Origin of the sequence: Paraburkholderia xenovorans LB400 (genome assembly GCF_000013645.1) — a bacterium.
Lineage (GTDB): Bacteria > Pseudomonadota > Gammaproteobacteria > Burkholderiales > Burkholderiaceae > Paraburkholderia > Paraburkholderia xenovorans.
Genome location: NC_007951.1, coordinates 3,464,226 through 3,489,721, shown reverse-complemented (window position 1 = coordinate 3,489,721; position 25,496 = coordinate 3,464,226). Strand labels below are relative to the sequence as shown.

Below are 25,496 nucleotides of genomic sequence, written 5' to 3'. Positions count from 1 at the left end.
TTTCATATGCGGCCAGCTCTCTCGGGGATTCGGAAAATAATGGCTGGGGTCGAGACGCCGCGTTGTGCCAGGCGCGTGCGCCTCGCGGCGGCGTTCGCGCTGACGGCCATGACCATGAGCCTCGCCGCTTGCGATGCGGGTGCGCCCGGTACGGCGGCTGCCGCGAGTGAAGCGGCGAGCGCGGCCGCCGGCGCGGCGCATTCGTCCGCGCCGGCGGCGGTGACGGCTTCGGCGGCGCCGGCCGCTGCCCAAGCGGGCCAGACACGCGCGCAGGTCTACGAATCCGTGCGGCAAATGACAGCGCTCGGCAAGCAGCTGTTTTTCGATGCGTCGCTCTCCGGTTCGGGCAAGCTCGCTTGTGCGTCGTGCCACAGTCCGGAGCATGCGTTTTCGCCGGCCAATGTGTTATCGGTTCAACTGGGCGGCAGCGATATGCACCGCACCGGCCTGCGTGCCGCGCCGACGCTGAAGTATCTGCAATCGGTGCCGGCGTTCGCCGAGCACTATCACGAGTCGGATGACGAAGGCGACGAAAGCGTGGACGCAGGACCGACCGGCGGGCTGACATGGGACGGCCGCGTCGACCGTGGTGCTGACCAGGCGCGCATTCCGCTGCTCTCGTCGTTCGAGATGGGCAGCACGCCGGCCAGGGTCGCCGCGGCGGTCAAGGCCGCGCCGTACGCCGACGCTTTCCGCGCGGCCTTCGGCGAACACGTTTTCGATAGCGACGACGCCACCTTCAAGGCCGTCCTGCAAGCGCTCGAAACCTTCGAGCAGACACCCGAGATCTTCTATCCGTACACCAGCAAATACGACGCGTATCTCGCGGGCAACGCGCAGTTGACGCAAGCCGAGCTGCGCGGCCTGCAACTCTTCAACGACGAACAGAAAGGCAATTGCGCGAGTTGCCACATCAGCCAACGTACCAGGGACGGCGCGCCGCCGCAGTTCAGCGACTTTGGTCTGATCGCGATCGGCGTGCCGCGCAATCGTGCACTGCCCGTGAATCGCGATCCGCATTTCTATGACCTCGGCGCGTGCGGCCCGGAGCGCACCGATCTGAAGGGACGTGCCGAGTTTTGCGGCATTTTCCGCACACCGACACTACGCAACGTGGCATTGAAAAAGAGCTTCTTTCACAACGGCATCTACCATTCGCTCGATCAGGTGGTGCGCTTCTATGCGGAGCGCGACACGAACCCCGGGAAGTTCTATCCGGTGTCCAAAGGCAAGGTGCAGAAGTTCGACGATCTGCCGCAGAAGTACTGGGCCAATCTGAATACCGACCCACCGTTCGACCGCAAGCCGGGCGACAAGCCGGTGTTCGACGAAGCCGAAATCAAGGACGTGGTCGCGTTTCTGAATACGCTGACGGATGGATACAAGGCAGGTGGCGGATTGGCGAATGTAGCGGCCGCGAAATGAGGGAAATCAAGTGAAGATTCAGGCTGCGGAATAGAGCGAGGAACTGGAGCGGCGAAATGAAGCAGCTGCGAAGAGCAGTGAAAACGAATCGGCGAAATGAAGCAAGGCCGGAATGAAGGTGGTGCGAGGGCTACCAGCGCCGGCATGATCCGCCGCCGTTCGCGCCATGCTCAATCTCCTACACTCGCCAGCAAGTAGTAGCAGCCAAGCAGCAGCCAGGCGAAAGACAACAGCAGACAAGCAACGCCGCCGCGCATCAGCAGATTGGGCCAGCGAGCGCGAGGCAACGCGTCCATCCGCACAATGCGCCGCGCGAGTCCCGGGTCGCGACGGATAGCCACCGGCACGAGCGCGACACAAAGCAGCGCCAGCGCGACGGCAAAGAGTTCCAGGGCGGGCAGGATATGCATGGCGAGAGGTCTTGAGCGTGTTTGATCGCTGCGGAAGCGCGACAGGCCATCTTAAGAAAGCTTCCTGTTGCCCGGAATGGGATGCGTCCTAAAATGGGCTGTGGTCGCCCCATCTGCGCCGGCGCATGATTCGGCGAGCGGCGCGCTACGCATGCCCGGCTCACGGGCGCTTGTCCCAACGCACGGCTCAGCCGTTTCTCACGGTCGCCGCGAAGGCGACATGCTATGCTTTTGGGGTCCAGATCACGAGACGCCGCGAGTGCGCTCGAGACCGTCCGAACACTTTCGAGGAGAACCCTTCATGTCGATGCGAACCCGTGTCCTGTGTCACCTGAGCGCCGGTAGCCTGTTGCTGGCCGGCGCGATCGGCGCGCAGGCAGCGAACCTCGGCTTTCTGAACGACACGCCGCTCAGCTACATGAAACAGCGCGACATCGACTCGGTGAAAAAGGCGGTCGTCTCCGCACTGAACGGCAAGCAGGACGGCGAAACCACGAACTGGGTCAACGAAGGCACCGGCAACAGCGTGAAGATCGACGCGGCGATAACGGTCGCGAGCACGGCCAAAGACGGCGAACGCACCTGCCGTGACGTCGGCGTCGTGCTGAGTGCCAAGGGACAATCCATGAACCTGCGCCCGCAATTCTGCAAGCAGGGCAGCGGCACCTGGCAATTGCAGAAGAAGCATTGAACATGCAGGCGGTCATGGCGGCGCGCGTCCGCTTGCTGCCGGCGCGGCTCGACGCCCTGCGTGTGCGCTCGCGCTGGTGTCCGCGCTCGCGTGAAGCGGAGTCGCAGTGAACGCGCGGGTCATCTCGTGCGGCATCGTGTTGCTTGACCCGGACGGGCGCGTGCTGCTTGCACACGCCACCGAGACATCGCACTGGGACATTCCGAAAGGGCACGGCGAAGCAGGCGAGGCGCCGCATGTCACGGCGCTGCGCGAGATGGTCGAGGAGACCGGTATCGCCATCGAGCCCGCGCGTCTCAAAGATCTTGGCCTGTTCGTCTACCGGCGCGACAAGGATCTGCATCTGTTCGGCGCGCGTGCCACTGCCGACGAACTCGACCTGAGCGTGTGCACCTGCACGTCGCTCTTTCCACGCCGCTCCGACGGCACGCTGATTCCGGAAATGGACGCCTACCGCTGGAGCGCGCCGGATGAAGTCGACAGGTATGCGAGCCGCAGTCTCGCGCGGCTCTTTCAGACCACGCTGTCGCTCGCGGAATTGCATCGGTCGCTATGACGGCAAAGCCGGCGACCGCATCGGCCGCCTGCTGGCTCAGTCGAGTGCGCGGTCGTTGGGATGCGCGAACAGGGCGCGATTCTGTTCCGAGAGCGGAAAATTCAGATTGATGCCGTGCGGCGGAATGGGCTGCGTGAACCATTGCCTGTACAGACGTTCCGCTTCACCGGAAGTCTGGCCGCGCGCGATCACGCCGTTCACGAGGTTGCGAAACGGCTCGTCGCCCTTGCGGAACATGCACGCATAGACTTCATAGCCAAGCGGCGTGCCGGTCACCACGAAATCGTCGGGGCGCGGATCGGTTGATTTGAAGCCGTACACAATCGGCTCGTCCATCACGAAGGCTACCGCCCGGTCGTCCTTGACCGCGCCAAAGGCTTCGAGGTGATCCCGCGCACTGGTGATGCGCATGTTCAAATGCTTGTCGGTGTTCAGACGGCGCAGCAGGCGTTCGTCCGAGGTGCCCGCCGTCGTCACGACCGTTTTGCCGGCCAGGTCCTGAAAGTCCGTAATGCCGCTGCTTTTGCGCGCGATCATGCGCACGGCGTACTGGAAGAAACTGTCGGAGAACGCGGCCACACTTTCGCGTTCCACCGTGTGCGTGGTCGAGCCGCATTCCAGATCGATCTGGTTGTTGAGCAGCATCGGCGTACGGTTGGACGAGGTGACGGTGATCTCGTGCACCTTCAGTTGCGGCATGCCGAGCGTTTTCTTGATCTCGTCGACGATTTGCAGCGCGATGGTCTGCGAGTAGCCGACCGTGCCCTTGCCGTCGAAGTAGGAAAAGGGAATCGACGCTTCCCGCACGCCGAGCACGACTACGCCGTCGTCGTGAATTTTCTTCAGCGTGCCGGTGAGTTCATCCGCATGTACGGAGCCGGCCAGCGATACCGCACCGAACGCGGCCAGCGCCATGAGTGCGCCACGCGCACTACGCGCACCGCGTGCGCCGCCGCACGTGGCACGCGCGCCGATGCCCGATGCGCGCCTTGCTGCGGGCCGCGTTGCAGCCGGTGTTGTGAGCTCGATACTTGCCCTGCGATGGGCTGCAACTTTCATCGGACCTCCGGGACTGGCGCTCGCGAACACTGCGCCGTCACTGTCGATGGAACATGGTGCAACGAAACGGCGTGCATCTTTCCGATAGGACGCACGCCGTATTCAACGTCGACTTTCAACGTCGACTGCGCGACAAATGCTCGCGCTCCGGCTTACGCCGGCTTGCCCCAACTATCGCGCAGGCTGACGATGCGATTGAATACGGGCTTGCCCGGTTTCGAATCGACGCGATCGGCAACGAAGTAGCCGTGGCGCTCGAACTGATAGCGTTGCTCCGGCAGCGCCTCGCGCGCGCCCGGTTCCAGGTACGCGTTGACCACGCGCTTCGAATCGGGATTCAGCGCTTCGAGGAAGTCGCGGCCGCCGGCGTCCGGTTGCGGTTCCTTGAACAGACGGTCGTAGATACGCACTTCGGCCGGGCATGCGGCTGCCGCGCTGACCCAGTGGATGTTGCCCTTGACCTTGTAGTTGTTCGCGCCTTCGGTGCCCGATTTGCTGTCCGGGAAGTAGTTGCAGTGAACCGCGACGATGTTGCCGTTCTCGTCCTTGTCCGCGCCAATGCATTCGATCACGTAGCCGTAGCGCAGGCGAACCTTGTTGCCCGGGAACAGGCGGAAGTAGCCCTTCGGCGGCGTTTCGTTGTAGTCGTCGCGTTCGATCCACAGCTCGCGCGAAATCGGAAACTCCCGCACGCCCATTTCCGGATGATGCGGGTGGACCGGCGCATTGCACGGCTCCGTTACGCCTTCCGGGAAGTTGTCGATGATCAGTTTGACCGGATCGAGGACGGCGGCGGTGCGCGGTGCTTTCTCGTCCAGATCGTCGCGCAGCGCGCCTTCGAACACGCTCATGTCGATCCACGAATCGACCTTGGTGATGCCGATACGCTCGCAGAACAACTGGATCGATTCCGGCGTGAAGCCGCGCCGCCGCACGCCGACGATGGTCGGCATACGCGGATCGTCCCAGCCGTCTACATGGCCTTCGGTCACGAGTTGCAGCAGCTTGCGCTTGCTGGTGATCGCATAGGTCAGGTTCAGGCGCGAGAATTCGATTTGCTGCGGCAGCGGGCGCGTGAAAATGCCGGCTTCCGCGAGCTCGTTCAGGATCCAGTCGTACAGCGGACGATGATCTTCGAACTCGAGCGTGCACAGCGAATGCGTGATGTTTTCCAGCGCGTCCGAAATGCAGTGCGTGTAGTCGTACATGGGGTACACGCACCATTTGTCGCCGGTACGGTAGTGATGCGCGAAGCGGATCCGGTAGATGACCGGATCGCGCATGTTGAAGTTCGGCGACGACATGTCGATCTTCGCGCGCAGCACGTGCTCGCCTTCCTTGAACTCGCCGGCTTTCATGCGGCGGAACAGGTCGAGGTTCTCCTGCACCGAACGTTCGCGAAACGGCGAGGGTGTGCCGACTTCCGTGGCCGAACCGCGGTTCGCGCGCATTTCCTCGGCCGACTGGCTGTCCACGTACGCCTTGCCGCGCTGGATCAGCAGTTCGGCGAATTCGTACAGCTTGTCGTAGTAGTCGCTCGCGTAGTAGAGCTGTTCCTTGCCGTCTTTTTCCCACTCGAAGCCGAGCCAGCGCACGGCGTCGATGATCGAGTCGACGTATTCGACGCTTTCCTTTTCCGGGTTGGTGTCGTCAAAGCGCAGATGGCACACGCCGCCGTAGCTGCGCGCCACGCCGAAGTTCAGGCAGATGCTCTTGGCGTGACCGATATGCAGATAGCCGTTCGGCTCGGGCGGAAAGCGCGTTTCGACGCGCTGGCCCCACTTGCCGGTGCGGTTGTCTTCGTCAATGATGTTGCGGATGAAATTGGATGCCGCTGGCGCGTCGTTGCGTTCGGTATTCATGCGAGATGGTGAAAGTCTGTCGGGGGCGCGCAATGCGCCCTCTTATCCGTCAATTCTACCTGACGAGCCCCGTCGCGGCAGGCGAGTGCGGCATGCCGCCAACGTTTGAGCGGTTTTGAGGCAAATTCCGCGGCCGGACCGCCGCTGTAACAGGAGGTAAAACGGTTTGTTGCTGCGTTCGCGGCCGAAATACGATGCGGGCGGCGCGGCCTCGTCCGCTCGCGCGCGTCATGCCGCGCTGGGCTTTCCGGCGCCGCACCGGGTCGCGTGCCTCCCGTACTCAGGCCGCACAGTCCTTTGCCGCCTTGCGCGAAGTCCCGCGGTTCGTGCAACATGGCGCCCTCAGTTGCCGGAGTTTCTCGGATGTCTGTCCCGACACACGGCGCGCTTCGCGCGCCTTTCACTTCGCTTCGTTTCGCCCGGATCCTGACGGTGTCGGCAATGCTTGCCGCGTTCACCGGCGGCGCGCTCGCGCCCACGGCCGCGCTCGCGAAAACGCCGCTGCCCAAGGCCGTATTCGACGCGTCGGCGGTGGCCGTGCCGGACCGCTACAGCGCGGACACGGCGCAGCAGATTTTCGCGGCCGGCGGCAACGCAGTCGATGCCGCGGTCGCGATCGCCTTCACGCTGGCCGTGACCTGTCCGGACGCGGGCAACCTCGGCGGTGGCGGGTTCATGACCATGTTCGTGGACGGCAAACCGTACTTCCTCGACTATCGCGAGCGCGCGCCGCAGCAGGCGACCCGCGACATGTACCTCGACGACAAGGGCAATCTGCTGCCGGGCATGAGCGCCGTCGGCCATCGCGCGGTAGCCGTGCCGGGAACGGTGGAGGGCATGTGGGAGGCGCAGCGGCGTTTCGGCAAGCTGAAGTGGAAGCAGGTGCTGGCGCCCGCGATCCGCTATGCGACCGAGGGCTTCCAGGTCGAGCCGTGGTTGCAGCAGCGCCGCGACGCAGCGGCGAAGAGCTTCGCCGGCAAGACCAATTTCGACGCCTATTTTTCGGGCCTGAAGGCGGGCGTGACATACCGCCAGCCGGAACTCGCACAGACGCTGTCTCGTATTGCGAGCGACGGCGGGCGCGAATTCTACGAGGGCCGCACCGCGGACCTGATCGCCCAGCAGATGTACGGCCACGGCCTCGTCACGAAGCAGGACCTGATCCAGTACAAGGCCGTGTGGCGCCAGCCGCTCACCGCCGACTGGAACGGCTATCGGGTCGTCACCGCGCCGCCGCCGAGTTCGGGCGGCATCGGGCTGATCCAGATGCTGAAGATGAAAGCGGATCTGAAGCAGGCGTTCGACGGACTCGACCTCAATTCCGTGCCGTATATCCATCTGATCGCCCAGATCGAGGACCGCGTGTTCGGTGACCGGCAGCAATACCTGGCCGATCCGGATTCGTTCAAGGTGCCGGTCGACAAACTGATCGACGACGCCTACCTCGCGCAACGCGCCGACGAAGTCAAACCCGACGAAGTACCGGGCGCGGCGCCGGTTACGCCGGGCCTCGGCGACGCCGCACCGGAGAAAGCGCAAACCACCCATTTTTCGGTGGTCGACAAGTGGGGTAATGCCGTGTCGAACACGTACACGTTAAATGGAGACTTCGGTTCAGGCGTGGTGGTGGACGGCGGCGGTTTCCTGTTGAACGATGCGATGGACGACTTCGTCACCAAACCGGCCGGTGCGAGCCCGTCGGGTGCGGGCAGCGCCGAAGTCAACACGGTGGCGCCCGGCCGCCGCCCGCTATCCTCGATGACGCCGACCATTCTGTTGAAGGACGACAAGGTGTCGCTCGTGATCGGCACGCCAGGCGGCTCGCGCATCCTGACGTCGATTTTCCAGGTGATGACCGACCTGTACGACTTCAATCTGCCGCCCGCCGACGCGCTCGCCGCAATGCGCTTTCACCATCAGTTGTTGCCGCAGAAGACGATCTATTTCGAGCCGTATCGTCCGATCACGGGGGAACTGGCCGAGCAGTTGCAAGCGAAGGGCTACACGCTCGAAGGGCAGTCGTTCAACGGTGACGTGCAGATGATCCGCATCGAGGGCGCGACGCCCGAACCGGCGGCGGACCCTCGCGGCGTGGGCGTGGCGCGCGTGATGCATTGAAGGGGCCGGCGGGGTGGGCCAAAACCGCAGGCCAAAACCGCGGGCGAAAACAATAAACTGCGAACAACGACCAATGACGGGGAACGCGATGAGCGTACAGGAACGATTGAGAACGCTGGTGTTGCCGGGCTACCAGAATTCGGGCGCCGGCCACTGGCAGACGCGCTGGGAAGCACTGAATCCGTCCTTCGAACGGGTGCAGATGCCGGACTGGGATCACCCCGAACGCGACGCCTGGTGCCGCACGCTCGACGAGGCCGTAGCCGCCGCCGATGTGCCCGTGGTGTTCGCCGCGCATAGCCTCGGCTGCCTGACGGTGGCCTTCTGGGCGTCGCAATACGCGAGCGCCGCGCAGCTTGCGAAGGTGGCGGGCGCGTTGCTGGTTGCTCTGCCCGATCCCACTGGAGCCCATTTCCCGCAGGACGTGAGCGGTTTCGCACCTGTGCCGCTCACGCGCCTGCCGTTTCCGACCCTTGTCGTGTCCAGCAGCGACGACCCTTACGGCGGCGTGCCGTTTTCACAGACCTGTGCGAATGCGTGGGGCAGCCGCTGGATCGATATGGGCGCGCGCGGCCATATCAATGCGGACAGCGGGCTTGGCGATTGGGACGAAGGGCGCAAGTGGCTGGCGTCGTTCGGCGCGGCGGCCTGACGGCCTGAACCGCGCCGCCGGCCCGCTCAGATCACCGACTGCGCGCGCAACGCCGCGATCTTCGCTTCGTCGTAGCCGAGCACGTCGCGCAAGATGCTCGCGGTGTGTTCTCCGAGCGTGGGTGGGTGCGCCAGCGCTTCGGGCGGCGTGCCGCTCATCCTGATCGGATTGCGCACCAGCTTGACGGTGGCGCCCGACGGATGCGGCAGATCGACCTGCAACCCGCGCGCGACCACCTGCTCGTTCTCGAACACTTCACCGAGATCGTTGATCGGCCCGCACGGCACGCCTGCCGCTTCGAGCGCGGCGATCCATTGCTGCTTGCCCTGCAGGCGGACCATGTCCGCGAGAATCGGCACGAGGATGTCACGATGCCGCACGCGCGCCGGGTTGGTGGCGAAGCGCTCGTCGTTTGCCAGTTCCGGGCGGCCGCCCACTTCGACGAATTTGCGGAACTGGCCGTCGTTGCCGACCGCGACGATGATCCAGCCGTCGCTCGTCTGGAAAGTCTGGTACGGCACGATGTTGGGATGCGCATTGCCCCAGCGTACCGGCGGCTGGCCGCTCGTCAGGTAGTTTGAGTTCATGTTGGCCAGCATCGCCACCTGCACGTCGAGCAGCGCCATGTCGATGTACTGGCCTTCGCCCGTGCGGTCGCGGTGCGTGAGGGCGGTGAGCACGGCAATGGTCGAATACATGCCGGTCATGAGGTCGGCGATCGCCACGCCGGCCTTCTGCGGGCCGCCGCCCGGCTGGCCGTCGCGCTCGCCCGTAATGCTCATGAAGCCGCCAATGCCTTGCACGATGAAGTCGTAGCCGGCGCGTTGGGCATACGGCCCGGTCTGCCCGAAGCCGGTCACCGAGCAGTAGATGAGGTCGGGCTTCACTTCCTTGAGTGATGCGTAGTCCAGACCATACTTCTTCAACTGGCCGACCTTGTAGTTCTCCAGCACCACGTCGCTCTGCGCGGCCAGTTCACGGATGATCCGCTGGCCTTCGGGCGACGCGATGTCCACGGTGACCGAGCGCTTGTTGCGGTTCGCCGCGAGGTAGTACGCGGCCTCGTGCGTATCCGCGCCGTCCGGTGTCTTGAGGTACGGCGGCCCCCAGTGGCGGGTATCGTCGCCGACTTGCGGGCGTTCTATCTTGATGACGTCGGCGCCGAAGTCGGCGAGAGTCTGCGCGCACCAGGGGCCGGCGAGCACGCGTGTGAGATCCAGCACGCGGATATGACTGAGAGCGCCCATGTTCGTAGATGTCTCCTGGGTAGCGAGGCGGCGCGCAAGACGCCGCGAATGGGGGCAATCTTAAGCGATTCCGGCACGCGGGCGCAGTCAGCCGAACGACATAGGACAAACAACGCTCTACGGAATCAACGGCGCGGCCCGGCCAAACCGGGCCGAACGGCCAACCATGCAGGGCGCGCTGCCGCGCGAGGGCGCCGATCCCGTATAATCAGTCGTTTAAGAAACAAACAGTTGGCGCATCTCACGATGCCGCCGGTAACAGCCAGGGAACTGGCAAACCCGTCCCCCGCACGCTATGAAAGCCGCCGAAATCCGCGAGAAATTCCTCAAGTTCTTCGAATCGAAGGGCCATACGATCGTTCGCTCGTCGAGCCTTGTGCCCGGCAACGACCCGACACTGCTCTTCACCAATTCGGGAATGGTGCAGTTCAAAGATGTGTTCCTCGGCGCGGAGTCGCGTCCGTATTCGCGCGCCACGACCGCGCAGCGCAGCGTGCGCGCCGGCGGCAAGCACAACGACCTGGAAAACGTCGGCTACACCGCGCGTCACCACACGTTCTTCGAAATGCTGGGCAACTTCTCGTTCGGCGACTACTTCAAGCGCGACGCGATCCACTACGCGTGGGAACTGCTCACGGGCGTGTACCAGTTGCCGAAAGACAAGCTCTGGGTCACCGTCTATCACGAAGACGACGAAGCGCACGACATCTGGGCGAAAGAAGTGGGCGTGCCGGTCGAGCGCATCATCCGCATCGGCGACAACAAGGGCGCGCGCTACGCGTCGGACAACTTCTGGCAGATGGCCGACACCGGCCCGTGCGGCCCGTGCTCGGAAATCTTCTACGACCACGGCCCGGACGTGTGGGGCGGCCCCCCGGGGTCTCCTGAAGAAGACGGCGACCGCTACATCGAGATCTGGAATCTCGTGTTCATGCAGTTCAATCGCGACGCGCAAGGCAACATGACGCCGCTGCCCAAGCAGTGCGTCGACACCGGCATGGGTCTGGAGCGTATCGCCGCGGTGCTGCAGCACGTGCACAGCAACTATGAGATCGACCTGTTCCAGGCGCTCATCAAGGCGGCCGCGCGTGAAACCGGCGTGAGCGATCTGACCAACAACTCGCTGAAGGTGATTGCCGACCACATCCGCGCGTGCTCGTTCCTGATCGTCGACGGTGTGATTCCGGGCAACGAAGGCCGCGGCTACGTGCTGCGCCGTATCGTGCGCCGCGCAATCCGTCACGGCTACAAGCTGGGCAAGAAGGGCTCGTTCTTCCACCGCATGGTGGCCGACCTCGTCGCGCAAATGGGCGCCGCGTATCCGGAACTGAAGGAAGCTGAACAACGCGTGACCGACGTGCTGCGTCAGGAAGAAGAGCGCTTCTTTGAAACCATCGAACACGGCATGTCGATCCTCGAAGGCGCGCTCGCCGAGCTCGAAGCCGGGAGCAGCAAGACGCTCGACGGCGAACTCGCATTCAAGCTGCACGACACATATGGCTTCCCGCTGGACCTGACGGCAGACGTGTGCCGCGAGCGCGAAGTGACGGTCGACGAAGCCGCCTTCGACGAGGCCATGACGCGTCAGCGCGAACAGGCTCGCGCGGCAGGCAAGTTCAAGATGGCGCAAGGGCTCGAATACTCGGGCGAGAAGACCACGTTCCACGGTTACGACGAAGTCGTTTTCGACGACGCGAAGGTGATCGCGTTGTATGTGGAGGGCGCTTCGGTGCAGCAGGCAAGCCAGGGGCAGCAGGCCGTCGTCGTGCTGGATCACACGCCGTTCTATGCGGAGTCGGGCGGCCAGGTCGGCGACCAGGGCGTGCTGGCCAACGCGAGCGTGCGCTTCGCGGTGAGCGATACGCTGAAGGTGCAGGCCGACGTGGTCGGTCATCACGGCACGCTCGAACAGGGCACGCTGAAAGTGGGCGACGTCGTCAAGGCGGAAATCGACGCGGTGCGCCGCGCCCGCACGGCTCGCAACCACTCGGCCACGCACCTGATGCACAAGGCGTTGCGCGAAGTGCTCGGCACCCACGTGCAGCAGAAGGGATCGCTCGTGGACGCGGACAAGACCCGTTTCGACTTCGCGCACAACGCGCCGTTGACCGACGAGCAGATCCGCCGTGTCGAGGAAATCGTCAACGCCGAGGTGCTGGCGAACGCGCCGGGCATCGTGCGCGTCATGTCGTTCGACGAGGCAGTGAAGGGCGGCGCAATGGCGCTGTTCGGCGAGAAGTACGGCGACGAAGTCCGCGTGCTCGATCTGGGCTTTTCACGCGAATTGTGCGGCGGTACGCACGTGCATCGCACCGGCGACATCGGCCTCTTCAAGATCGTGATGGAAGGCGGCGTGGCGGCGGGCATCCGGCGCGTGGAAGCGATTACGGGCGACAACGCCGTGCGCTTCGTGCAGGATCTCGACGCGCGCATCAACGCGGCTGCCGCTGTGTTGAAGGCGCAGCCTTCGGAGCTGACGCAGCGCATCGTGCAGGTGCAGGACCAGGTGAAGTCGCTGGAAAAGGAACTGAGCGCGCTGAAGTCGAAAATGGCGTCGAGCCAGGGCGACGAACTGGCCGGTCAGGCGATCGAAGTCGGCGGCGTGCACGTGCTGGCGGCCACGCTCGAAGGCGCGGACGTGAAGACGCTGCGTGAAACCGTCGACAAGCTGAAGGACAAGCTCAAGAGTGCGGCGATCGTGCTGGCTTCGGTCGAAGGCGGCAAGGTGAGCCTGATTGCCGGCGTCACGGCGGACGCAAGCAGGAAGGTCAAGGCGGGCGAGCTGGTTAACTTCGTGGCGCAGCAAGTTGGCGGCAAGGGCGGTGGCCGTCCGGATATGGCGCAGGCTGGCGGCACCGAGCCGGCGAATCTGCCGGCGGCACTGGCCGGCGTCAAGGGCTGGGTCGAAAGCCAGCTTTGATTCGGGCATGATCGGGCCACGCGGGGCGCCGGCAGTGTGGGCGCGCCGCGTGGCCTGAGATCAGATCAGGAAGACCCTTCAGCCGTAGCCGCGAGTTCGGGCAAATTCGCGGCATTTTCCGGTGCCACCATCGCCTGCTTCAACGCATTCAGCGCGGACGAAAAATGCCCGCGCCGCCAGACGAGCAGCGTCTCGACCATGCCGATATCGGGTAGCTCATGCACCGCGATATTGCTGGCGTCGGCCTGCAGATCCAGCACCGAGCGTGGCGCCACCGCCACGCCCGCGCCAGCGGCCACGCAAGCCACGATCGCATGATAGGAGCCCAACTCCAGCACGCGCGCCGGCCTCACGCCGTGCTCCAGATACCACTTCTCGATATAAGCCCGGTAAGCGCAGCCGCGCTCGAACGCGACCAGCGTCGACAGCGCAATGTCCTGAACGTCGTGAATCGGCCGGTGCCCGCGAGGCGTCAGCATGACCAGTTCCTCCGTGAATACCGGCACCCATTCGAAAATTTCGCCGAGCACCGCGGGGTCCAACGGCGTCGCCACCAACGCGGCATCCACTTCGAATTCACGCACCCGTTCGATCAGCTTGCCGGTCGTGCCGGTCTCGAGTTCCAGCGCGACCGCGGGCCACTGCTGGTGATAGCGCGCGAGCAGCGCGGGAAGACGCGTTGCCGCGACGCTTTCCATCGTGCCCAAGCGCAGGCGCCCGCTCGGGCGGTCCTCGCGTACCGCATGACGCGCTTCGTCCGCGAGCGCGAGCAGGCGCTCGGCGTAGGGCAGCAGCGTCTCGCCGGCGGGCGTCAGCACGAGACGGCGGCCGTCGCGGATGAACAGGTCGGTGCCCAGTTGCTCTTCGAGTTGCTTGATGCGCGTGGTGACGTTCGATTGCACGCGATTGAGCTTGGCAGCAGCGCGCGTCACCCCGTTTTCCCGCACGACCGCGCGAAAAATGGTCAAGGCGGCCAGATCCATAATTCTCTCCTGGCGATGGGTGGTATCCGAATTATTCATTTTTCGTGATCGAAAGGTCAAGCTACCATGAATTCAGCTCTCCCATTCGTTGACTGAATCCACCGCCGCCTGCTCATGAACCAGTTAGCCTCCCTCGCCCACGGTAGCCTTGCCGGCCGCCACGCCGCCCGCCGCGCCGCGCTTGCCTGCATGGTCACGCTGGCGGTTGCGCTCGGCATCGGGCGATTTGCGTTCACGCCGCTCCTGCCGCTGATGCTTCACGGCAGCGCATTCGGCCAGCCGCAGATCGACATTCAGCATGGCGGCTGGCTCGCGTCGTTCAATTACGCCGGGTATTTCGTCGGCGCGGTCGCCTGTGCGGCGCTGCGGATCGAACCGGCGCGCATGGTGCGCGCGGGGCTCGCCGCGACAGTGCTGCTGACGCTGGCGATGGGCGTGACGGGGCAGTTCTGGGTATGGGCCGCCGTGCGCTTCGTAGCCGGGGCGGTCAGTGCGATGACGTTCGTTTTCGCGTCGCAGTGGGGCTTGCGGCGGCTTGCCGAACTCGGCGCGCCTGAGTGGAGCGGGGTGATCTATACGGGGCCGGGCGCGGGGATCGTCGGAACGGGCTTGTTGGTCACGGTCGCGGATGGGTATGGGCCCGCGATTGGGTGGGTCGGTTTTGGGCTCGTTGGCGCGGTTCTGTCGATTGCGGTTTGGCCGGTGTTTAGCGGTCGCGGAAATGGGGACGGTGGTCGCGTGGCGGGCTCCGATACCGCGCCGGCCGCCACCAGGGAGGATGCAGATAGGCCGGCTGTCACCAAGGGCGCGGGCATCAGGAGTGTCGCCGCAGCCCACGCCACCGCCGCCCCCACCGCCCCCACCGCCCACGCCACCGCCACCGCCACCGCCACCGCCGCTACCGCTACCGCTACCGCCCACGCCCACGCCCACGCCCACGCCGCCACGACAAGCGTCGACATTAGCGGCGCCGCCAGGACCCACACCGCCGCCACGACCAGCGCTGGCACGACGCCCGCCGCCACCACGAACCCCGCCACCACGAACCCCGCCGATGCCTTCTGGCTAGTCCTCCTCTACGGCATCCCCGGTTTCGGCTACATCATCACCGCGACTTTCCTGCCGGTGATCGCGCGCCATGCGCTGCCCGGCTCATCCTGGCCCGACCTGTTCTGGCCGATGTTCGGCGCGGCGCTGATCGTCGGCGCGCTGCTGGCGGCGCGTTTGCCGGCGCATTGGGACAACCGTGCGCTGCTCGCCGGCTGCTATGTGCTGCAGGCGGCCGGCATCGCCCTCGGTATCGTCTGGCCGACGGCGGGCGGCTTTTCGCTCGGCAGCATCCTGATCGGCCTGCCGTTCACCGCGATCACCCTGTTCGCGATGCGCGAGGCGAGGCGGCTGCGCGGCAACAACGCTGCCGCGCTGATGGGTTATGCGACGGCGGCCTATGGCGTCGGACAGATCGCCGGTCCGCTGGTCGCCGCGCCGATCGCCGCGCAGAGCGGATCGTTTTCGCCGGCGCTGTGGCTGGCGGCGGCCGCATTGCTGGCGGGCGCGGCGGGGCTCGCCGTCGTCGCGCGCCTGCCGCCTGGCCGTGGCCGCGGCATGTCCGATTGCACCTGCGATTGAGCGCAGACCGAACGCAGACCGAGCGCATAGCAACGCAACCGCCACCGGCGGCCCGCCCCCAAAAAAACAAATAACCGAACGGCGCACTAAAATGACCGCTTTCCCGTCATCTCAGCGCGCCTGTCGCCGGGCGCGCCGCCAGCCATGCAACATTTCGCGTCCGACAACTACGCCGGCATCTGTCCCGAAGCGCTCGAAGCGCTGATCGCCGCCAACAACAGCGGCCACGAACCGGCCTACGGCGACGACTCCTGGACCAACCAGGTCTGCGACCGTCTGCGCGAGCTGTTCCAGACCGACTGCGAAGTGTTCTTCGTATTCAACGGCACGGCCGCCAATTCGCTGGCGCTCGCGTCGCTGTGCCAGTCGTATCACTCGGTGATCTGCCACGATCTCGCGCACATCGAAACCGACGAATGCGGCGGACCCGAATTCTTCTCGGGCGGCTCGAAACTGCTGACGGCGCCGGGCGTCGGCGGCAAACTCACACCGGATGCGATCGAAGCCATCGTCACACGCCGCGCCGACATCCATTACCCGAAGCCGAAAGTCGTCACGCTGACCCAGTCGACGGAAGTCGGCACCGTGTACAGCGTCGAAGAAGTGCGCGCGATCGCGGCGATCGCCAAGCGGCGTCACCTGAAAGTGCATATGGACGGCGCGCGTTTCGCCAACGCGGTCGCCGCGCTCGACGTGCATCCGTCGGAGATCACGTGGCGCGCGGGCGTGGACGTGCTGTGTTTCGGCGGCACCAAGAACGGCTTGCCGGTCGGTGAAGCGGTGGTGTTCTTCGACCGCGCGCTCGCCGCCGATTTCGCCTACCGCCTGAAACAGGCCGGCCAGCTGGCCTCGAAGATGCGCTTCATTTCCGCGCCCTGGCTCGGTCTGCTCGATAACGACGTGTGGTTGCGCAACGCGCGTCATGCGAACGCAATGGCGCAATTGCTGCAAACGCGGTTGCAGGAAATTCCGGGCGTGAGCATCATGTTTCCCAGAGAATCGAACGCGGTCTTCGCGCAATTGCCCGCGCAAGCCGCCAGGGCAATGCGTGCGCGCGGCTGGAAGTTCTACGAATTCATCGGCGCGGGCGGTTGCCGGCTGATGTGCGCGTGGGATACGCAGCCGGAAACGGTCGAACGGTTCGCCGCCGAGGTGCGGGAGTTGTGCGCGGCGTGAGATCGCAAACCGCACGCTGCACACCCGCAGCCGTGCGCGAACAGGCAGGATCACACAAAACAAACGGGACATCCCTCTCACCATGACCGAGTACCGATTCTGCCCACGCTGTTCCACACCGCTGATCGAGCGCGCCGATGCCGCGCACGAAGGCGGCCGCATCCGCCAGACCTGTCCCGATACGGCGTGCGGCTACGTCCACTGGAACAACCCGCTGCCGGTGGTCGCGGCGATCGTCGAATATGAAGGCAAGATCCTGCTGGCGCGCAATGCCGCGTGGCAGGAGGGCATGTTCGCGCTGATTACGGGCTTCCTCGAAAATGGCGAGACGCCGGAAGAGGGCATTGCCCGCGAAGTGTTGGAGGAAACCTCGTTGCACGCGGAGACGGTCGAGCTGATCGGCGTGTATGAATTCATCCGCAAGAACGAACTGATCATCGCGTATCACGTGAAGGCCTATGGCACGGTGGCGCTGTCGCCGGAATTGCTCGAATACCGGCTGGTCGAGCCGGCCAGATTGCGGCCGTGGCGCGCGGGCACCGGCCAGGCGCTCGGCGAGTGGATGCGCCGGCGCGGCTTGCCGTTCGAGTTTGTCGAGAGGCCGGGACAGTAGCAGACCAGACAGACCAATCAGCAGGGCGACGAGCTTGCGCTCGGGAGGAGCACGGCATGGCCTATATTTTCTATCTGACCCATATCCATCTCGGCTACGACGCGCTGTCGCAGCTATCGTCCGAATGCGGACGTGTCGGCATCAAGCGGCCTTTGATCATCACCGACAAGGGCGTCGTCGCGGCCGGCCTCGCGCAGCGCGCGCTAGACGCGCTGAAATCCGGCGCCGTGCCGGTCTTCGACGACACGCCTTCGAACCCGACCGAGGCGATGGTGCTCGCCGCCGCCCAGGCGTACCGCGGCGAAGGCTGCGACGGTCTGATCGCGGTGGGCGGCGGGTCGTCGATCGATCTGGCCAAGGGCGTAGCGATCGCGGCCACGCATGCCGGTGCGCTGACGCAGTACGCGACCATCGAAGGCGGCAGCCCGAAGATCACGGCCGCGGCCGCGCCGCTGATCGCCGTTCCCACCACGGCGGGCACGGGCAGCGAAGTCGCTCGCGGCGCGATCGTGATCCTGAACGACGGCCGCAAGCTCGGCTTTCATTCGTGGCACCTGCTGCCCAAGTCGGCGTTATGCGATCCGGCGCTCACGCTCGGCCTGCCGCCGGGTTTGACGGCGGCCACCGGCATGGACGCAATCGCGCACTGCATCGAGACTTTTCTCGCGCCGGCCTTCAATCCGCCCGCGGACGGCATCGCGCTGGACGGGTTGGAGCGCGCGTGGGCCAACATCGAACGCGCGACGGCGGACGGCAGCGATCGCGACGCGCGTCTGAACATGATGAGCGCCTCGATGCAAGGCGCGATGGCGTTCCAGAAAGGGCTTGGCTGTGTGCATTCGCTGTCGCATCCGCTGGGCGGCTTGACGGTGAACGGCAAAACGTCGCTGCATCACGGCACGCTGAACGCGGTTGTGTTGCCCGCGGTGCTGCGCTTCAACGAGACAGCGGACAGCGTGGTGGCTGAGCGCCGTTATGCAAGAATGCGCCGCGTAATGACTTTGCCGGACAACGCGGATCTCGCGCAGGCACTGTTCGACATGACCGCGCGGCTCGGCTTGCCGACCGGTCTCAGGCAGATGGGCGTCGACGAAAGCATGTTCGACAAGGTGATCCAGGGCGCGCTCGCCGATCATTGTCACCGCACGAATCCACGCGAAGCCACCGCCGACGACTACCGCCGCATGCTGACCGAATCGCTCTGAAGCAAGCGAGAGCCGCGCAACGCGCACGACAACTTCAAACGGACTCACGCCAGGCATGAACAAACCCGCACCCGCTTCGCGCACCGCTTATCCGCATTTCCTGCCGATCACCACGCGCTGGATGGACAACGACGTCTACGGCCACGTCAATAACGTCGTCTATTACAGCTACTTCGACACGGTGGTGAACGAGTACCTGATCCGCACCGGCGTGCTCGATTTCGAGCACGGCACGACGATCGGGCTGGTGGTCGAGACGCATTGCAACTACTTCGCACCGCTGGTGTTTCCCGAGCGGATCGAAGCGGGCTTGCGCGTGGTGCGGCTCGGCACATCGAGCGTGCGCTATGAAGTGGGGCTCTTCAAGGAAGGCGAAGACCAACCCGCCGCACAAGGACACTTCGTGCATGTGTATGTGGACCGTGTCACGCGGCGCCCCGTGAGCCTGCCCACCGAACTGCGCGCGGCGCTCGAACCGTTGAGCACCGCCAGGCAGGCGGAATAGGCGCGTGCAGTCGTTCGTCGTCAATCTGCTCAACGGTGTCAGTTACGGCCTGCTGCTGTTCATGCTGTCGGCGGGCCTGACGCTGATTTTCAGCATGCTCGGCGTGCTCAATTTCGCGCACGCGAGCTTCTACATGCTCGGCGCTTACGTCGGGTTTTCGGTGGCGGCGCGCGCGGGATTCTGGAGCGCGCTGGCGATTGCGCCGCTTGTCGTCGGGCTGGCCGGCGCGGCGTTGGAGCGCTGGCTGTTGCGGCGCGTGCGTGCGCATGGCCATCTCGCCGAATTGCTGCTGACCTTCGGCGCGGCGTATGTGCTCGGCGAACTGGTCAAGCTCGGCTGGGGCTTGAGCGCGCTTTCCGCGACCGTGCCTGCCGTGCTCGACGGGCCGCTCTTCACCGTCTACGGCGCGGCGTTCGCGCGCTATCGGGCGTTCATGATGGTGGTGTCGCTCGCCATGCTGGGTGTGCTCTACGGCGTGCTGCGCGTGTCGAAGGCGGGGCTGATCGTGCGCGCCGCGCTCACGCACGCGAGCGCCGTCGAAGCGCTCGGCCACAACGTGCCGCGCGTGTTCACCGGCGTGTTCGCGGCCGGCACGGCGCTTGCCGCGTTGGCCGGCGTGATCGGCGCGCCGCTCTTCGTGATCGAACCGGGGATGGCGGAGTCGCTCGGCTCGATCGTGTTCGTGGTGGTCGTGATCGGCGGCCTGGGTTCGCTGGGCGGTGCGCTGGCGGCATCGCTGCTGGTCGGCTGCGTGCAGACCCTGGCCGTGGCGAGCAACGTGTCGCTCGGCGACGCGCTGTCGATCTTCGGCACATCCCTGCCGGCCGAATGGGACGCGCTGACGCTCGCGCAACTCGCACCGCTGCTCCCGTATCTGCTGCTGGTTGCAATGCTGGCACTGCGCCCGCGCGGACTTTTCGGGCGGCGTGACGAACATGCGTGACGCGCCCGACTCGTCGGCTTTGTCCGCGACCGCACCGCGTGCGCTCTGGCGCGTGCTCGCGCCGTGGCTGGCGCTCATCCTGTTCCTTGGCGTGCCGCCATTCGTCTGGCCGCAAAGCTGGCTGCTCGCCTATCTCGCGCAGACCGCGGCGATGATCGTGTTCGCGCTTTCCTACAATCTGCTGCTCGGCGAGACGGGGCTGTTGTCGTTCGGCCATGCCGCTTACTCCGGCCTCGGCGCGCTCGTGGCCGCGCAACTGTTCAACCGGATCGGCGTGCCGCTCGTGCTGCTGCCGCTGGTTGGCGGTATCGGCGGCGCGCTGTGCGGCGTGCTGTTCGGTTTCATTTCCACCCGGCGCGCCGGCACGGCCTTCGCGATGATCACACTCGGTCTGGGCGAACTCGTGGCGGCCGCCGCGTGGACGCTGCCCGACTGGTTCGGCGGCGAGGCGGGCGTGGCGATCGATCGCGCGAGCGGCGCGCAGTGGGCAGGCTGGAGCTTCGGCCCGGCGCGCGAGGCCTATGCGCTGATCGCCGTGTGGTGCCTGCTCGCGTGCGCGGCGCTGTTCGCGCTCTCGCGTACGCCTTTCATGCGCCTTGCCAACGCCGTGCGGGACAATCCGGTGCGGGCGGCGGCAATAGGCTGCTACCCGCGCCGCATCCGCTATGGCGTGGTGGTGGTGTCGGCATTTTTCGCGGGTATCTCGGGGACGCTGGCGCTGATCAACGTGGAACTGGTGTCGACGGAAAGCGTCGGCATGATGCGCTCGGGCGCGGTGTTGATCGCCACGGTGATCGGCGGCACGGCGGCGTTTTTCGGGCCGGTCGCGGGCGCGGTCGTGCTGACGTTTTTCAGTGTCGCGGTGGCGAGCGTCACGCGGGCCTGGTTGTTCTATCTGGGACTCTTCTTCATCGTGGTCGTGGTGATGTCACCGGATGGCCTCGCGGGCTTCGTGCAGCGTCATACGGCGCGTGTGGCCGCATATGGCTGGCGCCGGTGCCGCGTGGCTTATCTGTGGGGCGCGGCCGCCGCGCTGCTGTGGACGGCGGCCGTCGTGCTCGCGATGCAATGGGCCTACGCCGCGCAATTCGGCGCGGACGACGGCGCGGCTTGGGTCGGCATGGGCGCGCTGACGGGGATGGGCGCGTCGCCGCTCGCACTCGCAATCCTGTTGCTGGCCGCGCTCGGAGGACTCTCGGCGCATTACGCGATTCGAGCGCAAGCGCACCTCGCAGCCATGCGCTCAAGCGCCACGCACAGCGCCGGAGACGCGCGATGATCCCGGCACTCGCACTCTATGGCATCAAAAAACGCTTCGGCTCGACGCAGGTTCTGCGCGGCGTCGATCTCGCGGTCCAGCCCGGCGAACGTCACGCGCTGATCGGACCGAACGGCGCTGGCAAGTCGACGCTCTTCAATCTGATTGCCGGCGGTGCGCGGCCGAACGCCGGGCGCATCGATCTGTTCGGGGCCGAGATCACACGCCTTGCGCCGACCGCGATCGCGCGCCGCGGGCTCGCGCGCAGCTTCCAGAGCACCAGCGTGTTCGCGCGGCTCAGCGTGTTCGACAATCTGCGCTGCGCGGCACAACTGGCGGAGCGCGACCGCACGCGATGGTGGCAGCGTTTCAGCGGTTCGCGCACGGTCGATGCGCGTGCTGCACAGGTGCTCGACGCGGTGGGCCTGAGCGCGCGCCGCCAAGTCCTCGCCGGCACGCTCAGCTACGCCGAGCAACGCGCGCTCGATCTGGGCATCGCGCTCGCGGGCGGCGCGCATACCTTGCTGCTCGACGAGCCGACCGCCGGCATGAATCGCGCGGAAGCGGCGCATGCCATCGAACTGATTCGCGAGACCACGGCGGGCCGGACGCTGCTGATGGTCGAGCACGACATGGACGCGGTGTTCGCGATCGCCGATCGTATTTCGGTTCTCGTGCAGGGGCGCATCATCGCTAGCGGCACGCCGGCGGCGATCCGCGCGGACGCGGCGGTGCGCGCCGCGTATCTCGGCGAAGGGTTCGGAACATGAGCGCCCTGCTCGACATTCGCGGGTTGAACGCGTGGTACGGCGCGAGCCAGGCGCTGCACGGCGTCACGCTGGGCATCGAGGCGGGCGAGGTGCTGGCGCTGGTCGGCCGCAACGGCTCGGGCCGCTCCACGCTTGCGCGCGCGATCATGGGCCTCGTGCGCAGCGAAGGTGAACTGCGTTTCGCGGGCCGCGCGCTCGGCGGTCTGCGCACCTTCGAGATCGCGCGTCTCGGGATCGGCTATGTGCCGGAACATCGCGATGTGTTTCCCGCGCTGAGCGTCCACGAGAATCTGCAACTCGGTGTCGCGCCTGGTGATCGCGGCCGCGCGCCGCGTTTCACCTTCGACGACGCCTACACGCTGTTCCCCGTGCTGCGCGAGCGCAGGCGCACGCGTGCCGGCGCGCTCTCGGGCGGCGAGCAGCAGATGCTGACGCTCGCGCGGGCGCTGCTGGGCGACCCCGATCTGCTTGTCATCGACGAACCCGGCGAGGGGCTCGCGAGTCTCGTGATGGAGCAGGTCTCCCGATGCTTGCGGACGCTGCGCGATCGCGGCGTGGCGATGCTGCTGATCGAACAGCGCCTTGTGATCGCACAGGATATTGCCAGCCGCGTCGCCGTGATGGGGCATGGCGAAGTCGTGTTCGACGGCGCGCTCGCGTCGTTCCTGCAGCGGACCGATGTGATGCGGGAATGGCTCGGTGTCGGTTGAGCGCCACACGTATTACCAGCGTTTTTATTGCAGTGCCGCATGGCGATGGACGATCGTTTTGCTGTCCTGCTGAATGCATCGTGCGCGCGGAGCTTGAATGGCATCGGTGATGCCGTTTGAATCCCATCCACCGACGTACCTCTCAGGCCGCATGCACGCGGGCTTTCCAACGACCCGCCGCGGCGATTCAAACGCTTGATCGTTTGGTGAGCGTCCTCCAGAAATCTTGTCGGCAGCGCGCTGACAAATAAAGACAATCGGGTAGAAGACGCGCGACAGCGGCTTGCTGTTTAAAGCCCCCGTATGCGCGACTCACCATGCCGTGCCCGGCGCGCGAGAGATGCGTCGCGGCTTCAGGAGGAGACATCATGAGAGACGCACGCGCATTCAACGAGGTGTCGGCGCTTGAGCCGCTGCCGCCGGATTCACGAGATTCAAGGCAGAAGCGCGCCTGGCGTTCGCGGACCGGCGTGGGCGCCGCGCTGTTGATGGCCGCGTTGCTGATGTGCGCCTGCGCCGATGCCAGTTCGGCTGGCGGCGATGCGACATCCGCGCCGTCAAATGAGGCGGGCAGGGCAGGCGACGCGGCGAGCGACAAAGTCAGCAGCGGCGACAGTCGGGCAAATGCGAACGCCAACGCCAACGCCAACGCCAACGCCTCGCCGGCCCCCGCGCTCGCCGCCCAACCAGCTTCCACACGTCCCGCCCTCGAACTCGCCAAGGCCAAACAACTGGCCGCCGAACAAAGCATCGCGGCGCGCGTGCCATCGGCGAGCGGCATGACCGAAAAGCGCAGCCGTCCGCTGACGCTGCGCGATTCCGGCATCGATGGTTCGCTGATGTTCGCACGCGACGTCGACTTCCGCGTGACCGGCGACATCGGCTTCATGATTCACGACATGGCGGCGACACTGACGCCGGCGCATCCCGGCCAGCCGATCGTCTTCGACGATCCGACCAGCGTGACGATCAACGTCCACCGCGGCCAGGTCACGCTCGACAGCGCCAAACTCACGGCGATCTTCAACCGCTACCTGTTCCAGTATCAGGGCTCGCCGCTGCGCAATATGCGCGTCGTGCCGCAGGACGGCGGCAACTTGCGCATTACCGGCGAGATGCATCGCGAAACATGGGTGCCGATCGTGCTGAGCGGATCGCTGTCCATGCGCAACGCCGCCGAGCTCGTGTTTCATGCGGATCATGTCGAAGTGGCCGGCGTCGGCGCCGACAGGCTGATGCAGGCCGCGCACGTGAAGATGGCCGACCTGCTGAAAGTGGACACGCCGATCGCGCGTCTGGACGGCGACGACGTTGTAATGCAGGTGGCCAAACTCACGCCGCCGCCCGCATTGCACATGACGATCACGCAGATCGGCACGAGCGCGGCGGGCGTGCGCTTCACGCTCGACGACGGCAGCGTGCCCAACATCGTCTGGCCCGCGACGATGCCCGCGCGCGGCATGCTGGTGCAAGGCGGCGACGTCAAATTCATGCGTTCGATGCCGATGAACATCGACATGGCGCTCACGCCGATCGACAACCAGGCGCCGTTCGTGCTGGACCTGTACCACTACCGCGCTCAGATGGCAGCCGGCTATTTCACCTTCGACGAAGCGGGTGCGCTGGACGTGCATCTGCCGTCATATACGACGCTAGCCAGCGCGGACAAGGACAAAGACAAAGACTCGCCGCTGCAAACCGGCAGTGCAAGCGCGCGCTTTAACGACAGCTTCATTCGCGCCCAGCAGGCCGCGCTCGCGCAGGCGCGGCTCGTGTGGCAACGCGTGCCGCAGTCCGTGCAAACCGCGTCGGCGGCACGCGCGATTCCGGTCGGCACGCGCGCGGCGTTTTCCGGGCGACGCATGTCGACCCCCGGTTCAGCGTTCAGCGACGAACGCCATTCTCCGGGCCCCGCGCCGCTGATTCACGTCGAGAACGTCGACTTCTACGTGGCGGGGCGCATCGGTTTTCACGTGCGTTCGCTCGATGCGCAGATGGTGCCGAAAAAGCCGGGGCAACCGGTCGATCTGGACGATCCCGATCAGTACGATATCCATATCATCGGCGGCGAGGTCGTGGAGCCGTGGCCCGCAATGGCCGCGCTTTTCAACGACTATCTGCTCGATTACGAGCCGCGCTCGCTGAACGATCTTCAGTTGAAGCCGGTGGATGGCAAGCTCGAAGTGACGGGCGGCATCAAGCTGTGGAATCACTTTCCCGGCGTGTGGCTACCCACCACGATGAGCGGCACGATCGTCGCCAAAGACGAGCGGCATCTCGTGTATGAACCGGCTTCCGTAAAAGTGCTGGGCGTGCCGCAGGCCGGCCTGCTGCGCGCGCTGGATATTCCGCTCGCTTCGCTTACGCCGTTCACGCGCAAGGGTGTCGCGCTAAAGGGCAACGAGCTGGTGTTCGATCAGTACACGGTGTTTCCGCCGCCGGTTCTGCAAGGGCGTCTCGCGAGCGCGACCGTCACGGACGAAGGTCTCGTGCTGAAGTTCAAGCGCGACGGCAACATCGCCGCCGCGAGGCCGCCTTCGGGCGCGGGCAGGAGCTTCGTGTGGATCGAGTCCGGCGACGTGAAGATGTTCAATTCGCTGGTGACGAACACGCGCACGTTCATCAAGGACAGTTCGAATCCCGGCGTGATGAAGTTCGATCTGTACGCTTATCGCAAGGACGTGTCGAAGGGAACGGTGAGAATGGGCGAGGACGGCGGCCTGAATGTCGATCTGGCCGTCAGGAAGTAGCGCGGCCTGTTTGA

General features: G+C 65.4%; 22 protein-coding genes. 16 read left to right on the top strand and 6 right to left on the bottom strand.

The annotated features are described in order from the left end of the window. The first annotated feature begins 39 nt into the window (after positions 1 to 39). On the top strand, positions 40 to 1,425 hold the full coding sequence (locus BXE_RS15465) for a cytochrome-c peroxidase (protein WP_011489214.1): 1,386 nt from the start codon (positions 40 to 42) through the stop codon (positions 1,423 to 1,425). Positions 1,426 to 1,443: 18 nt separating this feature from the next. On the opposite strand, the gene BXE_RS46550 is transcribed toward BXE_RS15465, so the two are convergent. Together BXE_RS46550 and BXE_RS15460 are read right to left on the bottom strand one after the other, a co-directional pair. Beyond that, positions 1,444 to 1,593 (bottom strand): hypothetical protein, encoded by a 150-nt coding sequence (locus tag BXE_RS46550; protein WP_158340943.1) that lies wholly within the window; start codon positions 1,591 to 1,593, stop codon positions 1,444 to 1,446. Positions 1,594 to 1,595: 2 nt separating this feature from the next. After that, on the bottom strand, positions 1,596 to 1,835 hold the full coding sequence (locus BXE_RS15460) for a hypothetical protein (protein ID WP_011489213.1): 240 nt from the start codon (positions 1,833 to 1,835) through the stop codon (positions 1,596 to 1,598). Between the two features lie 301 nt (positions 1,836 to 2,136). Between BXE_RS15460 and BXE_RS15455 the strand changes: the two genes are divergently transcribed. Together BXE_RS15455 and BXE_RS15450 are read left to right on the top strand one after the other, a co-directional pair. Then, positions 2,137 to 2,526, top strand: a complete 390-nt coding sequence (locus BXE_RS15455; RefSeq protein WP_011489212.1) for an RT0821/Lpp0805 family surface protein — start codon at positions 2,137 to 2,139, stop codon at positions 2,524 to 2,526. A 106-nt stretch (positions 2,527 to 2,632) separates the two neighbouring features. Next, entirely contained in the window at positions 2,633 to 3,082 is a 450-nt protein-coding gene (locus tag BXE_RS15450; RefSeq protein ID WP_011489211.1) for an NUDIX hydrolase, read from the top strand. 36 nt (positions 3,083 to 3,118) lie between these two features. On the opposite strand, the gene BXE_RS15445 is transcribed toward BXE_RS15450, so the two are convergent. Continuing rightward, positions 3,119 to 3,997, bottom strand: a complete 879-nt coding sequence (locus tag BXE_RS15445) for a transporter substrate-binding domain-containing protein (RefSeq protein WP_011489210.1) — start codon at positions 3,995 to 3,997, stop codon at positions 3,119 to 3,121. 296 nt (positions 3,998 to 4,293) lie between these two features. Next, positions 4,294 to 6,003 carry a glutamine--tRNA ligase/YqeY domain fusion protein gene (locus BXE_RS15440; protein ID WP_011489209.1) on the bottom strand — a complete coding sequence of 570 codons (1,710 nt, stop codon included), beginning with the start codon at positions 6,001 to 6,003 and terminating at the stop codon, positions 4,294 to 4,296. A gap of 363 nt (positions 6,004 to 6,366) precedes the next feature. On the opposite strand from BXE_RS15440, the gene ggt reads away from it, so the two are divergent. Continuing rightward, positions 6,367 to 8,121: a gamma-glutamyltransferase gene (ggt, locus tag BXE_RS15435; RefSeq protein ID WP_011489208.1), complete on the top strand. Its 1,755-nt coding sequence runs from the start codon at positions 6,367 to 6,369 to the stop codon at positions 8,119 to 8,121. Positions 8,122 to 8,209: 88 nt separating this feature from the next. After that, positions 8,210 to 8,773, top strand: a complete 564-nt coding sequence (locus BXE_RS15430) for an RBBP9/YdeN family alpha/beta hydrolase (protein ID WP_011489207.1) — start codon at positions 8,210 to 8,212, stop codon at positions 8,771 to 8,773. Positions 8,774 to 8,799: 26 nt separating this feature from the next. On the opposite strand, the gene BXE_RS15425 is transcribed toward BXE_RS15430, so the two are convergent. Continuing rightward, a complete protein-coding gene (locus BXE_RS15425; RefSeq protein ID WP_011489206.1) occupies positions 8,800 to 10,020 on the bottom strand; it encodes a CaiB/BaiF CoA transferase family protein in 1,221 nt (406 codons plus the stop codon). Between the two features lie 295 nt (positions 10,021 to 10,315). Here BXE_RS15425 and alaS point away from each other — a divergent pair, with 295 nt between their 5' ends. Beyond that, on the top strand, positions 10,316 to 12,940 hold the full coding sequence (alaS, locus tag BXE_RS15420; RefSeq protein ID WP_011489205.1) for an alanine--tRNA ligase: 2,625 nt from the start codon (positions 10,316 to 10,318) through the stop codon (positions 12,938 to 12,940). 65 nt (positions 12,941 to 13,005) lie between these two features. Here alaS and BXE_RS15415 read toward each other — a convergent pair whose 3' ends face one another. Further along, positions 13,006 to 13,923 carry a LysR family transcriptional regulator gene (locus BXE_RS15415; protein WP_011489204.1) on the bottom strand — a complete coding sequence of 306 codons (918 nt, stop codon included), beginning with the start codon at positions 13,921 to 13,923 and terminating at the stop codon, positions 13,006 to 13,008. A gap of 114 nt (positions 13,924 to 14,037) precedes the next feature. Here BXE_RS15415 and BXE_RS43355 point away from each other — a divergent pair, with 114 nt between their 5' ends. The 10 genes from BXE_RS43355 (at position 14,038) to BXE_RS15360 (ending at position 25,482) form a co-directional block, all read left to right on the top strand. Continuing rightward, complete coding sequence (locus tag BXE_RS43355; protein WP_011489203.1) at positions 14,038 to 15,552, top strand: YbfB/YjiJ family MFS transporter; 1,515 nt, start codon at positions 14,038 to 14,040, stop codon at positions 15,550 to 15,552. 144 nt (positions 15,553 to 15,696) lie between these two features. Next, a complete protein-coding gene (locus BXE_RS15400) occupies positions 15,697 to 16,728 on the top strand; it encodes a threonine aldolase family protein (protein ID WP_011489202.1) in 1,032 nt (343 codons plus the stop codon). 82 nt (positions 16,729 to 16,810) lie between these two features. After that, positions 16,811 to 17,341 (top strand): NUDIX domain-containing protein, encoded by a 531-nt coding sequence (locus BXE_RS15395; protein WP_011489201.1) that lies wholly within the window; start codon positions 16,811 to 16,813, stop codon positions 17,339 to 17,341. A 56-nt stretch (positions 17,342 to 17,397) separates the two neighbouring features. Then, positions 17,398 to 18,546, top strand: a complete 1,149-nt coding sequence (locus tag BXE_RS15390; protein WP_011489200.1) for an iron-containing alcohol dehydrogenase — start codon at positions 17,398 to 17,400, stop codon at positions 18,544 to 18,546. 55 nt (positions 18,547 to 18,601) lie between these two features. Then, positions 18,602 to 19,051, top strand: a complete 450-nt coding sequence (locus BXE_RS15385) for an acyl-CoA thioesterase (RefSeq protein ID WP_011489199.1) — start codon at positions 18,602 to 18,604, stop codon at positions 19,049 to 19,051. Between the two features lie 4 nt (positions 19,052 to 19,055). Next, positions 19,056 to 19,994: a branched-chain amino acid ABC transporter permease gene (locus tag BXE_RS15380; RefSeq protein ID WP_011489198.1), complete on the top strand. Its 939-nt coding sequence runs from the start codon at positions 19,056 to 19,058 to the stop codon at positions 19,992 to 19,994. Further along, entirely contained in the window at positions 19,987 to 21,273 is a 1,287-nt protein-coding gene (locus BXE_RS15375) for a branched-chain amino acid ABC transporter permease (protein ID WP_011489197.1), read from the top strand. Before BXE_RS15380 ends, BXE_RS15375 begins: the two co-directional genes overlap by 8 nt. Beyond that, the gene (locus BXE_RS15370) at positions 21,270 to 22,022 is read left to right on the top strand and encodes an ABC transporter ATP-binding protein (RefSeq protein ID WP_011489196.1); all 753 of its coding nucleotides are present in this window, start codon (positions 21,270 to 21,272) and stop codon (positions 22,020 to 22,022) included. The genes BXE_RS15375 and BXE_RS15370 overlap by 4 nt, the downstream gene beginning before the upstream one ends. Continuing rightward, positions 22,019 to 22,732, top strand: coding sequence for an ABC transporter ATP-binding protein (locus BXE_RS15365; protein ID WP_011489195.1), 714 nt, complete (start codon positions 22,019 to 22,021; stop codon positions 22,730 to 22,732). Before BXE_RS15370 ends, BXE_RS15365 begins: the two co-directional genes overlap by 4 nt. A 368-nt stretch (positions 22,733 to 23,100) precedes the next feature. After that, the gene (locus BXE_RS15360; protein ID WP_011489194.1) at positions 23,101 to 25,482 is read left to right on the top strand and encodes a hypothetical protein; all 2,382 of its coding nucleotides are present in this window, start codon (positions 23,101 to 23,103) and stop codon (positions 25,480 to 25,482) included. Positions 25,483 to 25,496 lie beyond the last annotated feature (14 nt).